Origin of the sequence: Streptococcus troglodytae, assembly GCF_002355215.1 — a bacterium.
In the GTDB taxonomy this organism is placed as follows: Bacteria; Bacillota; Bacilli; order Lactobacillales; family Streptococcaceae; genus Streptococcus; species Streptococcus troglodytae.
The window spans coordinates 1313146-1330587 of sequence record NZ_AP014612.1 but is presented as its reverse complement, the minus strand read 5'-3'; the positions used below and the strand labels follow the sequence as shown (position 1 = coordinate 1330587).

The following is a 17442-nucleotide window of genomic DNA, read 5'->3' as shown; positions in this document are numbered from 1 at the left end:
TAAGAAAGGAATAAGATATGTCTTTTAAAAATTCTGCGACAGTTTCTATTGTTTGTACTGTTTATAATAAGGGGAAATGGCTGGCTCAAACGATTGACAGTCTCCTTGTACAAAAAGATACTGATTTTGAAGTTATTATTATTGATGATGCTTCGACAGACAATTCTAGGGAAATTATAGAGAATTTCGCAGAAGATCATCAGGATAAAATTATTCCTCTTTATAATGAAAAAAATTTAGGGGTTACTGAAACATGGAAAAAGGCGTGTTTAGCTGCTAGAGGTCAGTACATTGCTCGCTGCGATGGAGATGATTATTGGCTTGATGATCATAAGTTGATTAAACAAGTCAATCTTTTAGAAAAAGAGCAAACGTCAAAATGGTGTGGAACAGATATCAATTTTGTAGACAGTGATGGGTTCACAACTTCAACGGATGTTTTTTCTAACCATGTCATTGAAATTGCTGATTCCTATGAAAAAATGATTGCTACACGTGGTTTTACAGCACCTTCAACTTGGCTTGTTGAACGTAATCTTATGCTGATGGTCAATGATATGTTGGACGAAGATATTGATACAGCTGATGATACATTTAATATCCAACTAGACTTATTTAAGCATACTAACTTTACTTTCTTGCCTGAAACGACAGTGGCATACCGCGTCAATGAAGGCTCAGACTCACGTCCGCAAAGCTTTGAAGCTCTGCAAAGTCGTTTTGACCGCCTTTTAAAAACCCAATTTTATTATTTAGATAAATACCCCAATACAAATTACAAAGAAATTCTACGCATCCTATTGGAACGTGATAATAGTTTTGAAAAAAACTTATCTCAACAAGATGTTATCCATTCAAAAGTGGATTCACAACAGGTCACGATTTATTTTACCAGCGAGGGACAAGAATTTTCTCAAGAAAATACCCTTACTTTTCCTTTACATTACCAAGATGATATTCAGTTTGAGGTGCCGGATAGTACGGTGACCTTAAGAATTGATTTATCAGAATTACCAAGTTTCTATCGTAGAGTTGCCTTAACTGCTAATGAATTTGGAACGGAAATTTTACCGAACTTGTCAAATGGAGATTTAATTGGAACTTACGTCATGTTCAAAGATAAGGATCCCCAACTTATTTATGATATTTCCTCTATTAAAGATAAATCTTTTAACCTGTTTTATGTCATGTTTAATGTGGATGATATTGAGTCAGAAGATTACATTGCTAAAATTTTATCGCAAGACATTATAGGCTATAGAAAAGAATTATATACTTTAAAACCTTACAAGGCTGATTACCAACAAGCCCTACAGGAGCGTGACCACTATAAAACCGAGTTGGAGGAGATGGTTGTCCGTTATAATGCGGTCACCCATTCGCGCCGGTGGACAATTCCTACAAAAATTATTAACTTATTCAGGAGAAAGAAATGAAAAGACTGCTTTTGTATGTGCATTTTAATAAATATAATCGTGTGAGTTCCCATGTTTACTACCAACTAACACAAATGCGCCCCTTATTTTCAAGAGTAGTTTTCATCACAAATAGCCACCTATCTCAGGAGGATCAAGACAAGCTGCGTAATCAAAATTTGATGGATGATTTTGTACAGAGAGAAAATATCGGTTTTGATTTTGCGGCTTGGCGTGATGGGATGAATCACATTGGCTTTGACAATCTTGATTCTTATGATATTGTCACTGTTATGAACGATACTTGCTTTGGACCTTTGTGGGATGTTAAGGAGTATTACCTGTCTTATGAAAAGCAAGATGAGGTTGATTTTTGGGGATTGACCAATAATCGTGCAACTAAGCAGTTTAAGGAACATATTCAAAGTTACTTTATTACTTTTAAAAAAGCTGTTATTCAATCAAATGCCTTTCATGATTTTTGGGAGAATGTCCAAAATCATACAGATGTCCAGCGTGTCATTGATGATTATGAAACTCAGGTGACGACGGCACTTCTGGATGCAGGTTTTAAGTATAGTGTTATATTTGACACAACCAAAGAAGATGCTTCGCATATGCTGCATGCAGATTTCTCTTACTACAATCCAACAGCTATTTTGAATCATAGGGTGCCCTTTATCAAGGTTAAAGCGATTGACAATAATCAATCGATCACTCCATATTTGCTAAATGCCATTCAAAATAAATCAGTTTATCCAATTGACCTAATTGTTTCGCACATGTCAGAAATCAATTATCCTGACTTTCGTTATTTGTTGGGACATAAATACATTAAGGAAGAAGAAGCAGTTGATTTAAAGAATCAAAAGGTTGCGGTTCATCTCCATGTGTTTTATGTGGATCTGCTGGAAGAGTTCTTAACAGCATTTAAGCAATTTCATTTTTCTTATGATTTATTTATAACGACAGACAGTGATGATAAGAAAGCTGAAATTGAAGAAATCCTAGCAGCCAACAGTCAAGAAGCTCAAGTTTTCGTGACAGGCAATATTGGGCGTGATGTTCTTCCTATGTTAAAATTAAAGAATTATCTAGCTGCCTATGATGTTATTGGTCATTTTCACACTAAAAAGTCAAAAGAAGCGGATTTTTGGGCTGGCCAGTCTTGGCGGGAAGAATTAATTGACATGTTGGTTAAACCAGCAGACAATATTTTAGCGCAATTGCAGCAAAACCCGAAAATTGGCTTGGTTATTGCTGATATACCGACTTTCTTTCGCTATAATAAAATTGTTGATGCTTGGAATGAACATTTGATTGCACCTGAGATGAATACATTATGGCAAAAAATGGGAATGACCAAAGCGATTGATTTCAATGCTTTTCACACTTTTGTCATGAGTTATGGTACTTTTGTTTGGTTTAAATATGATGCCTTAAAACCGCTCTTTGATCTAAATCTGACAGATGATGATGTGCCTGAGGAACCTTTGCCGCAAAATTCTATTTTACATGCTATTGAGCGTTTACTGATCTATATTGCTTGGAATGAGCATTACGATTTTAGAATTTCTAAAAATCCAGTGGATTTAACACCCTTCATAGATAATAAACTATTGAATGAACGAGGAAATTCAGCACCGAATACCTTTGTTGATTTTAACCATATGGGAGGAATAAGAGGAGCTTTTAAATATATTTTCATTGGCCCAGCTAGAGCTGTCAAATATATCCTTAAACGTTCCTTGCAAAAAATAAAGTCATGAAACAATTGAAAAAATTATGGGATATGCTTGGAAAGCAAAAATTACTTATTTTCATTTTTATTTTTGCACTTAATATCACATTAAGAAATTATGATCTTTTAATAGGACGTAGAGCAAATTCATCTTTGTCTTTCAAAGTCATTTCGAAAAATTTTGATATTATGATAGGGCATTGGGAAGCATTGCCTAGCCATTTTAAAATTATCGGGGGAGTTTGTCTTGTTATTTATGTCCTCTCAATTTTAGGTCTGTCACTCTATGTATCTAAAAATTTAAAAAAATCATTTTTTATCAAACTGTTGTTAGGATACGGTATTTATATAGTGGTGTCTTATTTTTTGGCTGTTACCAGAGAGTTAAATAATGAAACATTTGAAATTTGGAATTTGACAAAAAATCATTTCTTTCAGCCTTATTTTTTACCGACTTTCGTTTTAATTATTGTTTGCACACTTGCTTTGAATTATCTTATAAGAGTAAAAATGAAGAGATCGCATTTGTCTCGGAAAATGACTCTACTTTTAGAGAACTTTTCTGAAACTGAATTTCTTCTAACTGGATTAATTGTTTCTTTTATTCTTAGTGATACGCTTTATGTTAAACTTTTACAGGAATCATTAAGGGCTTATTACCACAAACCTCTTGCCTATGAAAGCCTTTTATTTCTTTATACTCTGCTAACATTGATCTTGTTCAGTGTGATTGTAGAAGCTTGTTTTAACGCTTATCGTTCTATCAAATTGAATCGTCCCAATCTCTCTCTAGCCTTTGTTTCCAGTCTTTTATTTGCCACTATCTTTAACTATACTTTTCAATATGGCTTAAAAAATGATGCTGATTTATTAGGTAAGTATATTGTTCCGGGAGCGACTGCTTACCAGATATTGGTATTGACAGCAGCTGGTTTTTTCTTATACTTGATCATTAATCGCTATCTACTTGTAACTTTTCTAATTGTTATTTTAGGATCAATTGTTACTGTCGTTAATGTCCTTAAGGTAGGTATGCGTAATGAACCTCTGCTAGTGACAGATTTTGCATGGGTTACTAATATAAGATTGTTAGCACGTTCTGTTAATGCTAATATTATTTTTAGTACTCTATTAATTTTAGCTGCTTTGATTCTGTTATATTTGTTCCTTAGAAAACGTTTGCTGCAAGGAAAGATTACGGAAAATCATCGGTTAAAAGCAGGGCTTATCTCTTCTATTTGCCTTCTTGGGTTTAGTATTTTTATCATATTTAGAAATGAGAAAGGCAGCAAAATTGTAAATGGGATTCCTGTAGTATCTCAGGTTAATAATTGGGTTGATATAGGCTATCAAGGCTTTTATTCGAATGCTAGTTATAAATCTCTGATGTATGTTTGGACAAAGCAGGTAACCAAGTCTATTATGGATAAACCGTCAGATTACAGTAAAGAGCGTATTCTTAAATTAGCTAAGAAATATAATAATGTAGCTCATAAAATCAATAAGGTTCGAACAGAAAATATTTCAAATCAAACAGTTATCTATATTTTAAGTGAAAGTTTTTCGGATCCTGATCGTGTTCAAGGAGTTAGCCTTAGCCGTGATGTTATTCCTAATATTAAACAGATTAAAGAAAAAACAACTAGCGGATTGATGCATTCAGATGGTTATGGCGGCGGTACTGCCAATATGGAATTTCAATCATTAACTGGTTTGCCATACTATAATTTTAATTCTTCGGTTTCAACTCTCTATACCGAGGTTGTTCCTGATATGTCTGTTTTTCCTTCCATCAGCAATCAGTTTAAATCAAAAAATCGAGTTGTTATTCACCCATCTTCGGCTTCAAATTATTCTAGAAAATATGTTTATGATAAATTAAAATTTCCGACTTTTGTTGCTTCCAGTGGAACCAGTGACAAAATTACTCATTCTGAAAAAGTAGGACTTAATGTTAGTGATAAAACAACTTATCAGAATATTTTAGATAAGATTAATCCTTCTCAAAGTCAATTTTTCTCTGTAATGACAATGCAAAATCATGTGCCTTGGGCATCGGATGAGCCAAGTGATGTGGTTGCTACTGGTAAGGGTTATACAAAAGATGAAAATGGTTCTTTATCTAGTTATGCACGATTGCTGACCTATACAGATAAAGAAACGAAAGATTTTTTAGATCAGCTTTCGCAGTTGAAACACAAAGTAACAGTTGTTTTTTATGGGGATCATTTACCTGGTTTGTATCCTGAAAGTGCTTTTAAAAAAGATCCGGACAGCCAATATCAAACAGATTACTTTATTTGGAGTAATTATAAAACCAAGACTTTGAATCATTCTTATGTTAATTCTAGTGATTTTACAGCTGAACTTCTAGAACATACCAATTCAAAAGTTTCGCCTTATTATGCTCTATTAACAGAAGTTTTAAATAATACTACTGTTGGTCATGGAAAACTTACTAAAGAACAAAAAGAAATTGCTAACGATTTGAAACTTATACAATATGATATAACTGTAGGAAAGGGATATATCAGAGACTATAAAGGATTCTTTAACATTCGATAAATATTTCTTTATGAAAAATACTTATGAGAAATTTCAATGCTAATAATAGAAGGAGAGTATTTATGGAAAAAGTAATAAGTTTTATTAAGAATCATTACCGCCTATTGTTATTTTATTTTATTGTCAGTATTATTTTTACATTAGAGCTGATAGTATATATTAATGATGCAGGAGATCAAACGGCCTTTGCGCATGAATTAAGTAAACATGGTTTCTTTGAGTATGCCATTTATCGCTATCAAACTTGGTCAAGTAGGTTGCTTATTGAATCAGTAACGATGTTTATGTCAGGACATCATTATATCATTTTTGATCTTTCTTTATTAAGTTTAACCTTTCTCTTCTTATATGCTTTGAAGCAGATTATTCTTCCTGAAAAGGGCTATCTATATATAAATTATAGTCTTCCAATAATTTTTATCATTATTTTTCCCGGAGTGCTTTTTACGAGTGCTGGTTTAATTCCTACAGTAACGAATTACTTATTCCCTATGTTTGCCCTAGTAATTGGATGGTATTTATTAAATCAGAGAAATAACTTCTCTGTATTGTTAGCGTTTATTGCTATTAGTTTTGCTTTTATGCAAGAACAGTTCACTGTTTTAGGATTTCTTATTATAGGTTTTCTTCTTATATCAGAATTTGTTAGAAATCAAAAAATTAATATGAAATATTTAGGAGCATTTGGTGTTTCTTTATTAGGTTTCATATCAGCATTCTTTTCTCCAGGTTCTGACAGTCGTCTCTCGCAAGAGATTGCTACTTGGTATCCCAATTTTAATAAATTATCTCTAATAACGAAAATTCTAAAAGGTTATTTGGAAACAAACAGAATTCTTTTTGTAACAGCAGAATTAAATATTTTCTTTATGCTATTGCTTATAATTATTATTCTATCTCTTCTAAAAAAACAATTTTTCTCAACAGTTGCTATAAGCTTTATAGTGTATACACTCATTATAAATAAGCTAGGTATCAGTAATTTATTTACAGCAATACAAAAAATTATTGATACTCAAAATGCAAGGAAAAACCATCTTTATTTTAGTATTAAAGAAAACTTATATCCATTGATTATTTATACGGCTTTACTATTAATAATAGCTGTTGTTATCTTTTACTTATTTGAAGAAAAAATAAAGGGTTTGCTGGCCGTGATTATCTTGATCGCAGGATATGCTTCAAGGATGTTAGTCTCTTTGTCGCCAACTATTTATGCTTCTCAACTCAGAACTTATATTCCATTACTTTTTGCCGTCTTCATTGTAATTTTACTTCTTTGGAAAGAGGGGTATCCCTTACTTAAAGAAAAGGTGAAATGGCAAGAAGGAAAGTTTAATTCCAATTATTAATTTTCAAGGGGGAAAAATGAAAAAACTTTCAATAGTGATTCCTTGTTATAACGAGGGAGAAACCATTCACCCATTTTTAAAAGAAACACAAAAAGTGGAAAGACAAATGTCTGATGAGTTGCTTTTTGACTATTATTTTATTAATGATGGTTCAAGTGATAAGACTTTAACAGTTTTACGTGAAGCTGCAGCTCGGTTTAAAAATGTACATTATCTCTCTTTTTCCCGAAATTTTGGAAAAGAAGCTGCTCTTTTAGCAGGGTTGGAAGCAGCAGATGGTGATATTATTACTGTTATGGACGCTGATTTGCAGGATCCGCCAGAGCTGTTATTAGAAATGTATTCTAAATTAAAAGAAGGTTATGATGTGGTAGGTACTAGACGTGCTGACCGGAAGGGGGAGCCTTTCATTCGCTCTTTATTTGCGAAGACATTCTATTGGCTCATTAATAAAATTTCGAGTACAGAAATGGTAGATGGGGCGCGTGACTTTCGTTTAATGACACGTCAAGTAGTTGATAGTATTTTAAAATTAGGCGAAGTCAACCGATTTTCAAAGGGCCTTTTCTCTTGGGTAGGATTTGATGTCACTTATGTAGCTTATGAGAATCGAGAACGTGTTGCAGGAAAAACGTCATGGAGTTTTTGGACTCTTTTACGTTATTCTATGGATGGTTTCATTAACTTTTCTGAAGCACCGCTTAACTTGGCAACATGGACAGGGGCTATTTCGTTTTTACTTTCCATCATTAGTATTCTATTTATTATCATTCGAAAATTAACTGTTGGAGGCAGTGTTACGGGCTGGGCCAGTATGGTGTCTATTATACTTTTAATAGGTGGTTTACAACTTTTGTCACTTGGTATTATTGGAAAATACATTGCTAAAATCTTTTTGGAAACCAAGAAAAGACCAGTTTATATTGTTAAGGAGAAAGGATAGAGGCTATAGACATTTATTTAGAATCAATAACTTTATAAAACCAGAACTTAGCATTTACTAATGAGTCATGTTTAATTGTTGTTGATTCTAAATTTTGTTGCTTGATAATATTAACAGTGAGAATTTATACTATGACAGAGAAAATTGCAATATTACTTCCAGCTTACAATGAAGAGATTACTATTCAAAAAGTTATCACTGATTTTAAGCGAGTCTTACCGGAAGCTGATATTTATGTTTATGATAATAATTCTAAAGACAGAACAAATGAATTAGCTCGCCAAGCTGGTGCGATTGTTCGTTTTGAATCTCGCCAAGGAAAGGGAAATGTCGTTCGTTCAATGTTTCGTGAAATTAATGCAGATTACTATATCATGGTTGATGCAGATGATACATACCCAGCAGACGAGGTGCAAAAGCTTTTAGACCCTTTACGTTCTGGTGAAGCTGATATGACCATTGGAGATCGTCTATCTAATGGGACTTATGCTGAAGAAAATAAGCGTGGGTTTCATGGCTTCGGCAATAATTTAGTACGACTTTTAGTTAATCACCTTTACCAAGGAAATTATCAGGATATTATGACGGGATATCGTGGCTTTAATCGTCTCTTTGTTAAGAATTTTCCTGTTTTATCATCAGGATTTGAGATTGAGACTGAATTGTCAATCCATTCGCTTGACAAACGTTTTAAACTAGTCGAAGTGCCTATTACATATCATGATCGTCCCGAGGGTAGTGAGTCTAAACTGAATACCTTCTCAGATGGTTTTAAAGTACTTTGTATGATTTTTAATCTCTTTAAAGATTATAAGCCACTCATATTCTTTAGTCTTGTGACTTTATTTTTCTTTATTTTAGGTCTTATCGTAGGTGTTCCTGTTGTGACGGAATTTGCAGAGACAGGCTTTATTGCTAAAATGCCATCAGCTATTTTAGCAACAGGTTTTATGATTTTAGCAGCCTTGTCTTTTGCATTAGGTTTTATTTTAGATACTATTGTTCGTCAGAATCGTATGCAATATGAACTGAAAATTTATGACTATTATGAGCGTAATGGTCGTAAATAGTCTTTAGGGCTGGGTATTATTTGTGGCGATTATAAAATTGTTCAAATTTTTATCTAACTCAGTTTATTAGCCGCTATTTTAAATTTTTAGAATTTTATATAGATAAGAAAGAGGGAGATTGGTCTAATTGAAAAAGAATGTGACGATTAAAAAAAGTACTCTATTTTATATTATATTATGTTTTATTGGAATTTGTCGAATAGCCTTATTGAGAAGTGCTTCATGGGAGTTGGATGTTAATACGGGTTATGACGATCTACTGCAGCTTAAAAATGCTATTTCAATTGCTTCAGGAAACTGGTTGGGTAAAACTTATTCTTATATTGCAATGACTAAAAATGTAGGCTACCCTCTTTTTCTTGCTCTAACTCAACTGTTAAATATCCCTTATAGCGTACTTTATGGCTTGTTAATCAGTCTGTCTAGTTTTAGTTTTATAAAGGCCATTCAGCCTGTAGTAAAAAGTAAAAAATTACTGTTGCTTATCTTTTTTGTTATTATTTTTACGCCTATCAATCATGGTGCTTTTTATCGCATTTATCGTAATGCACTGGTTCCATGGGTTCTGTTACTCATTATATCTAGTTATATTGCTATCTTTATAAGACGTCGCGGTAAATTATCTTTGTTTTTACCGTGGACTATTTTAGCTTTCTTTTCTATCATGTATTTTTGGACATTGCGGGAAGATTCTATTTGGATTTTACCTTTTATATTAGTTGCTGCTATAACAATTATTATAACAATTGTTATTCTTTATAAAAGGGATCTACATGAAATTTTATTAAGGAGTGTCCTTGTATTATTACCTTTAGTTGGTATAGTTGTTAGTAATGTTTGGGTCTCAGCTATTAACTATAGCTATTATGGCATATGGGGCGTTAATGATCGCTCTGATACAGCTGCAGCAAAAGCTATGAGCCTCATTTATCAAATTGAAGATAATCAAACAACTGACAGTAATGTTTGGGCGTCACGAAAGGCTTTCGAATTAGCTATTAAAGCAAGTCCGAGTTTACGAACAATAGGAGATACAGTTTTATCTTCGTATGGTCTATGGGCTGGTAAAAATACTGATATTAAAGGAGACATTGCTCAATGGGCTTTTCGATTTGGAGTAGAAGAAGAGGGTTATTATCATGGTAATGGCAAAAAGACCAATGCTCTTTATAAAGCTATAGCAAATGAACTGAGGGAAGCTTTTCGAAAAGGAAAGTTAAAAAAACGCGATGGTATCTATCTCTCCACACAAACGGGTGCCTTCCATTGGAAAGATATTAGTCAATCTATAACCATGTCACTGGATCTGATGAATAAAATGTTTCATTTCTATAATACAAATTTATCATTAGGTTATATAGATTATCCTAATTTAACAGAGACTGAGCTTATTTCTTACGAAGACATGCTAAATATTTCCTTGCCTAGAACTAATGATCAATTAAGTGCAGTAGGGATCACAAAGATCTATAGTGATTATGATGTCAATTTAACTAGTCTTTCAAATCACTATCAGCAATTAAATGCTAGTATTTTTAGAAGAAGAAATTATTATATTAATTTCCAAGAAAAGCTTATCAAATGTTATCAGGCTGTATCCTATTTTATGTTTCCCTTATCTTTTCTTGCTTATTTAATCTTAATTGTTGATGGTTTTAGACATCAATTCACAGCTAATAATCTTAGTAAATTAATTATACTGTCTTCTCTATTACTAACAGGAATTTTAAATCTTTTCATCGTTAGTCTGTTTTCAAGATGGATTGATCCAAATACGGATTCTTTCATTTATGGTTTCTATGCTCCGTCAGCTTATCTGTTATTTAACCTCTTTATGTGTATGGGAGGAGTAGTACTTTTTGAAAAATTATGTTCGTCAAGAATGCTAAAAAACTTTTTGTCAACTATAGGCAATTATATGGGTAGGCACAGAGATTAACTATTATTTTACAACAATAGAGTTTGTTCAATGATTGCATCTTAGCATCACTGGCAAGCTCTATTTTATATTGAGATCAATTTGTAAAAGTCTTACTTAAGTCAAACTAAAAAACATATATAATAGATAGTTCCTTTTTCAAAATTTCACATCCTATTTTCGAATAATAAGATGTAAAAAAGAATAAAGGAGATTTCGATTGAGAATGAGAAAACTTAAAGTGGCACTTTTTGCAAGTAGTATTTTAGGAATGCTAGCTGTTAGTTCTTATACGGCAGCAGAGACAGAGGATGCTCAGGTGACGATTAGCCATTATGATGAACAGGCTGGGACTTTTGATGTTAACGCTGTACAGGCAGCTAATGGAAAAACTATTCAATCGATAGATATTGCGATTTGGTCTGAAGAAAATGGACAGGATGATTTGAAGTGGTATCATGCCAGTAATGATGGCAGCAATCAATTGACAGTTCATTTTAATGCTGAGAATCATGGCAGTAAGGTAGGTTCTTATATTACGCATGCTTATGTTACCTATACAGATGGTAATCGAGTCGGGGTTGATTTGGGAAAACGAAAATTATCCTTATCTGCACCGCAATTATCCTTAAAACAAGGCGGCCTTCAACTATTTTCTAAGCTGAAACCTAGTGCAGCGGATCAACTTTTTTCAGCGGTTTGGTCGGCTGAGAATGGTCAAGATGATCTTCATTGGTACACAGCAGATGCTGACGGGAATACTTTGGCTGGCTATGCTAATCATAAAGGTTATGGAACTTACCATGTTCATACTTACCTTAAGCAAAATGGTAAGATGATACCAATTAGTGCTCAAGATGTTGATGTTCCTAAACCGAAAGTCAAGACCCAGATTAATAAAATAAATGATACTAGTTATGATGTTGTTGTTAATAATGTTCCCCCTTATATCAGTTCAGTAGCCATTCCTGTGTGGAGTGAACAAAATGGCCAAGATGATTTGAAATGGTATCAGGCAACAAAAGTGGCTGATGGTATATTTAAAACAACTGTTTATTTAAAGGCACATCGTTTTGAATTAGGCAGCTATCAAGTTCATATTTATGGCGATAGTCAATTAAGCAAGAAACTGGATGGTTTAGGAAGCGCTCATTTTAATGTTCCGTCCATTATTAACTATGAAGATCCTCAGGTAACTATTGATCATTATAATATTAACAAAGGAACGTTTGATGTCACTGTAGCTGAAACAGTTAATTCAAAAGCGATACAGTCAATCAGTGCTGCTGTTTGGTCTGATGCTAATCAGGCTAATCTTTATTGGTATGAAGCTAAACAGCTAGCAAATGGAAGGGCTACAATTACTGCTGATGTTCAAAAGCATGGCAATCAAACAGGAAGCTATAATGTCCATGTTTATGTTCATTATAATGATGGCACGACTAGCGGACATGTTTTGGCTAATCAGCAGCTCAATCAGATTGTTCATTATCAGCCTTCTGTAGTAAGGATAACAGCCTATATGAATGAAAAAAATACTTATCCAGTTGGTCAGTGTACTTGGGGAGTGAAAGAATTGGCTCCTTGGATACCTAATTGGCTTGGCAATGGCGGGCAGTGGGCAAGTACTGCAGCTGTTAAAGGATTCAAAATAGGAACTGTTCCTAAAGTTGGTGCTATTGCTTGTTGGAGTGATGATGGTTATGGCCATGTCGCTTACGTCACCCACGTTGAGAGTAATAACCGTATTCAGGTGAAAGAAGCTAATTATAAGAATCAACAATATATTTCCAATTTTCGCGGATGGTTTGATCCCACGGCTTCCTACTGGGGAAGATTAACTTATATTTATCCTGACTAAGAGAACAAATCTAAGATGTGCGTTTGTGCATAGTAATTGTTGTCAGTTATATCTTGCTTTTTAAGATTCGATTTTCTATAATGAAAGTCGTAAGAGTAATCTTAGAGGAGGTATCAAAATGGAAGCGTACACTTTAATAAACGGCGTTCATATTCCTAAAATTGGTTTTGGAACTTGGAAATTGGCTGATGGGGATGAAGCTTATAAAAGCATTAGTTATGCTCTTGAGGTTGGCTATAGACATATTGATACAGCGCAGTATTATGGCAATGAAATGAGTGTCGGTCGTGCCATTGCTGATAGTCCTATAAAGAGAAAAGAGCTTTTTATAACAACTAAAATTTGGAATGATAAGCATAGCTACGATGAGGCAAAACAATCTGTTGAAGAATCTCTCGCTAAGTTAAAACTTAATTATCTGGATTTGTTGCTTATTCATTGGCCTAATCCTATAGCCTTGCGTGAAAATGATGCATGGAAGACAAGAAACGCTGACGTTTGGCGGGCAATGGAAGATTTATATCAGGCAGGGAAAGTCCGTGCTATCGGTGTCTCTAATTTTATGATTCATCATTTGGAGCCCTTGCTTGAAGTGGCTACTGTCAAGCCAATGGTCAATCAGGTTCTGTTGGCTCCCGGTTGTTCACAGGAGAATCTGGTTGCTTTCTGCAGACAAAATGAGATGCTCTTGGAAGCTTACAGTCCTCTAGGTACAGGAAGTATTTTCGATAATCAAACGGCTCAAGATTTAGCAAATAAGTATAATAAAACAGTAGCGCAAATTGCTTTACGTTGGTCATTGCAAAAGGGATTCTTACCTCTGCCTAAATCAGCAACACCTAAGAATATCCTATCGAATCTTGCTATTTTTGATTTTGATTTGACTGAAGACGATATCTTAAAGCTTGATAAAATTGAAAATGTCAAATCACAGGGCAATCCTGATGAAACTGCCTTTTAAGAAAACAGAACAGGCTTACCTTCTTGCTGAGCAATAGGTTAGCTTGCTCTGTTTTTCTTTCAGATTAAAAAATTGTCAGTCCAGATGTTTTGTGATAAAGTAAATTTATGTTTAATACAAGGAGTCTTTATTTTTATGACTAAACAATATGATTATATCGTTATTGGTGGTGGTTCAGGCGGGATTGCCTCTGCTAACCGTGCGGCTATGCATGGTGCTAAGGTGATTCTATTTGAAGGCAAGGAAGTCGGTGGAACCTGTGTTAATGTTGGCTGTGTCCCTAAGAAAGTCATGTGGTATGGATCTCAGGTAGCAGAAACTATTAACAATTATGCAGCTGACTATGGTTTTGATGTCACAACTCAGACCTTTCATTTCGATGTCTTGAAGCAAAATCGTCAGGCTTATATTGATCGTATCCATGATTCTTATGAACGTGGTTTTGATAGCAATGGTGTTGAACGTGTTTATGGCTATGCTACTTTTGTAGATGCTCATACAGTAGAAGTGGCTGGGGAACATTATACTGCACCGCATATTTTGATTGCGACGGGTGGTCATGCCTTACTGCCGGATATTCCTGGTAGTGAGTATGGTATTACTTCAGATGGCTTCTTTGAATTAGATGCCGTTCCTAAACGAACAGCAGTTGTTGGTGCTGGTTATATTGCTGTGGAAATTTCAGGTGTTCTGCATGCTCTTGGCAGTGAGACCCATCTTTTTGTCCGTCGGGATCGTCCCCTTCGCAAATTTGATAAGGAAATTGTTGGCACACTTGTGGACGAAATGAAAAAAGATGGCCCTCAGCTTCATACTTTTTCAGTCCCTAAAGAAGTGATTAAAAATACTGATGATAGTTTAACACTTATTTTAGAAAATGGTGAAGAGTATACTGTTGATACCTTGATTTGGGCAATTGGCCGTGCTGCCAATACAAAAGGCTTTAATCTGGAAGTGACTGGTGTCGCTCTAGATAGTAAAGGTTTTATTGCGACTGATGCATTTGAAAATACTAATGTTGAAGGTCTTTATGCTCTTGGAGATGTCAATGGGAAATTGGAATTAACACCAGTTGCTGTAAAGGCTGGTCGTCAACTGTCTGAACGTCTCTTTAACCATAAGCCTGAGGCTAAGATGGATTATAAGGATGTTGCTACCGTTATTTTCAGCCATCCAGTTATTGGTTCAATCGGTCTATCTGAAGAGGCAGCTTTAGATCAGTATGGTGAAGAAAATGTCACCATTTATCGTTCAACTTTTACTTCAATGTATACGGCAGTAACCAGTCACCGTCAAGTCTGCAAAATGAAGTTGGTAACAGTAGGTGAGGATGAAAAGATTGTTGGTCTACATGGTATTGGTTATGGTGTTGATGAGATGATTCAAGGTTTTGCGGTTGCTATCAAAATGGGAGCAACTAAGGCTGATTTTGACAATACCGTTGCCATTCACCCAACAGGCTCAGAAGAGTTTGTCACTATGCGCTGATATATATAAGACAAGGTTCATTGGAGTCTTGTCTTTTCGATAAGGTGATTACGAACTTGGGAAATGAAGTAGAAAGATCCTGTTACAACATAAAGATGATCTGAATGGGCTATTGCCTGAGTTATCCAATTTTTCCAATTGTCAACTCTTGGATAGCTAAGTGGGTAATTTTCTAAAGGCAGGGCTTCAAAAAAATCAAAGCTCGTAACACTAAGATCAAATTCGGCTAATTGTGCCAACATTTTTTCGATTGGTTTACGTTTGAGCCCGGCAAAGAGAATATGAATGGTTTTATCTCTAAAGTTGTCTTTTAGCATTTGGATGAGCTTTGTAATAGCATCTACATTGTGGGCGCCATCAAGTAGCAAATTAGCTTGTAATAATTCACAGCGTCCGGGCCAGATGGTGGATTGAAGACCAGTCCTTATTGTTTTGGAGTTAATATTTGGGAATACCTTAGCTAGAATTAAACTCGTCATAATGGCAAGACTGGCATTAGCTTTTTGATGTCGGCCTAGCATTTTTAGTTGAATAGCTGATATCAAAAAGTTTTGATAAGTAAAGTCAAAAGCTTTGCCATTTTCTTTAAAAGAAAAGTCTTTATTGCATTCAAAAGTTGGGCAGCCTAATAATTGGGGTTGTTTATAAAACACTTGTTTAACTGCAGAAGTCATTTGACCAAAAATAAAGGGGACCTTTTCATCTAAGACTCCTACCTTTTGCTGGGCGATTTGTGCTAAACTATTGCCCAGTTTTTCTTGGTGATCAAAACTTATTGAAGGACAGACAACCGCCAGTGCCTTGAAAACGTTTGTTGAGTCCTTAAGTCCGCCGATTCCTGCTTCAATGATGGCAATGTCTACAGGATTGATTTGGGCAAAATAGGTAAACATAAGAAGTGTGACGAGTTCAAATTCAGTAACCTTTTCATATTGGGTTTCAATGGTTACCGATTCAACAATGGGTTTGACAAGCGAAACGACCTTATTTAAGTCCTGAACAGAAATTTCCTGACCGTCAATGGCAATACGTTCGTTAAAGCGAGTAATATAAGGAGAAGTAAAAGTTCCTGTCTTGTAACCTGATGCTGTCAGAATATGTTGTAAATAGCTACATGTAGATCCTTTACCATTGGTGCCAACAATGTGAATAGCAGGAAATTTAGTTTGTGGCTTGTCCAATTTTTCCAGCATCCAATGCATACGTCTTAAATCAGCTTGTCGTCCTCTAGCTTTGAAAGAATGAATCCAATTGAGCATTTCTGTTTTATTCATTGTTTGTCCCTTGATACAATAGTGTCATCATTATAGCATATCTGAAAGTATTCAGAAAAGAAAATTTAAAAAGATAGTGAGGCAAAGTCAGTCAATCGGAATGAATTGGCGATTCGAGGTTGTCATTTTGTTTTCTGCCAAGTGGATTAAGTAAGTTCCAACAGTTTCCCAAATTATTACCTCGATAACTTACAGAGCAAGAGATACCTAAACAGTCCAATGGATTGTTTAGGTAGGTGTTGAGTTTGAAAAATAAGGGGTGATAATTCCATCAACCACTGCGCTAAGCTAACACTATACAATAAAAAGGTTAGGACACTTTTGTCTCAACCTTTTTAAAATTATTGACCAGCATTAGCATTGTTTTGATTTTGCTGATTATTTGCCTGTGATTGGCTATTGTCTTGATTTTGATTAGCCGAATTGCTGTTACTGTCATTTGCTGTTGTTGCAGTTTGATTTTGATTTGATTCTGCAGAATTGTTATTGTTATTGCTGTCATTTTCGGCTTGAGAATTACCAGCATTGTTGTTACTATTTGAGTCATCCACTTCTTTTTCTTTGATAATAGTGGTTTTAGATGTAGAATCCTTTTTATCATTGTGTGAACTATTGCGATAGTTATTAATAGTAATCAAAGCGGTAATAATCCCTAAGATACCAGCGATAATAGCAACAGTTTTTTGCAATGCTGAAAAGCCTGTTTTGATATGTTCAGTCGGACGTTTTCGACTTGTCCCCTTTGTTTTTTAGTGGGTTGTTGACGACGAGAATAATTATTTGCCATGTTTCCTCCTTTGATAATATTATACGCTTTTTCCCTAAAAAAGCCATAAAAATAATGCCATTCTCCA

The 17442-nt window shown here is 34.6% G+C and carries 11 protein-coding genes and 1 pseudogene; 10 read left to right on the top strand and 2 right to left on the bottom strand.

Going from position 1 to position 17442, the window contains the following annotated elements; all coding sequences use genetic code 11:
- Window positions 1–17: 17 nt before the first annotated feature.
- From SRT_RS06400 to gorA, 10 genes are all read left to right on the top strand, one after another.
- The gene (locus SRT_RS06400) at window positions 18–1436 is read left to right on the top strand and encodes a glycosyltransferase (RefSeq protein WP_128833469.1); all 1419 of its coding nucleotides are present in this window, start codon (window positions 18–20) and stop codon (window positions 1434–1436) included.
- Window positions 1433–3184, top strand: a complete 1752-nt coding sequence (locus SRT_RS06395) for a rhamnan synthesis F family protein (RefSeq protein ID WP_128833468.1) — start codon at window positions 1433–1435, stop codon at window positions 3182–3184. Before SRT_RS06400 ends, SRT_RS06395 begins: the two co-directional genes overlap by 4 nt.
- A complete protein-coding gene (locus tag SRT_RS06390; RefSeq protein ID WP_128833467.1) occupies window positions 3181–5721 on the top strand; it encodes an LTA synthase family protein in 2541 nt (846 codons plus the stop codon). Before SRT_RS06395 ends, SRT_RS06390 begins: the two co-directional genes overlap by 4 nt.
- A 62-nt stretch (window positions 5722–5783) precedes the next feature.
- Window positions 5784–7073, top strand: a complete 1290-nt coding sequence (locus SRT_RS06385; protein ID WP_161940034.1) for a hypothetical protein — start codon at window positions 5784–5786, stop codon at window positions 7071–7073.
- Between the two features lie 16 nt (window positions 7074–7089).
- The gene (locus tag SRT_RS06380; protein WP_128833465.1) at window positions 7090–8016 is read left to right on the top strand and encodes a glycosyltransferase family 2 protein; all 927 of its coding nucleotides are present in this window, start codon (window positions 7090–7092) and stop codon (window positions 8014–8016) included.
- Window positions 8017–8147: 131 nt separating this feature from the next.
- Window positions 8148–9086 (top strand): glycosyltransferase family 2 protein, encoded by a 939-nt coding sequence (locus tag SRT_RS06375; protein WP_128833464.1) that lies wholly within the window; start codon window positions 8148–8150, stop codon window positions 9084–9086.
- 127 nt (window positions 9087–9213) lie between these two features.
- Window positions 9214–11025, top strand: coding sequence for a hypothetical protein (locus tag SRT_RS06370; RefSeq protein ID WP_128833463.1), 1812 nt, complete (start codon window positions 9214–9216; stop codon window positions 11023–11025).
- 205 nt (window positions 11026–11230) lie between these two features.
- Window positions 11231–12865 (top strand): GBS Bsp-like repeat-containing protein, encoded by a 1635-nt coding sequence (locus SRT_RS06365; RefSeq protein WP_128833462.1) that lies wholly within the window; start codon window positions 11231–11233, stop codon window positions 12863–12865.
- Window positions 12866–12983: 118 nt separating this feature from the next.
- Window positions 12984–13826, top strand: a complete 843-nt coding sequence (locus tag SRT_RS06360; RefSeq protein ID WP_128833461.1) for an aldo/keto reductase — start codon at window positions 12984–12986, stop codon at window positions 13824–13826.
- A gap of 135 nt (window positions 13827–13961) precedes the next feature.
- Window positions 13962–15314, top strand: a complete 1353-nt coding sequence (gene gorA, locus SRT_RS06355; protein ID WP_128833460.1) for a glutathione-disulfide reductase — start codon at window positions 13962–13964, stop codon at window positions 15312–15314.
- A gap of 17 nt (window positions 15315–15331) precedes the next feature.
- On the opposite strand, the gene SRT_RS06350 is transcribed toward gorA, so the two are convergent.
- Complete coding sequence (locus SRT_RS06350; RefSeq protein ID WP_128833459.1) at window positions 15332–16588, bottom strand: bifunctional folylpolyglutamate synthase/dihydrofolate synthase; 1257 nt, start codon at window positions 16586–16588, stop codon at window positions 15332–15334.
- Between the two features lie 341 nt (window positions 16589–16929).
- A pseudogene (locus SRT_RS06345) lies at window positions 16930–17375 on the bottom strand (DUF6556 family protein).
- Window positions 17376–17442 lie beyond the last annotated feature (67 nt).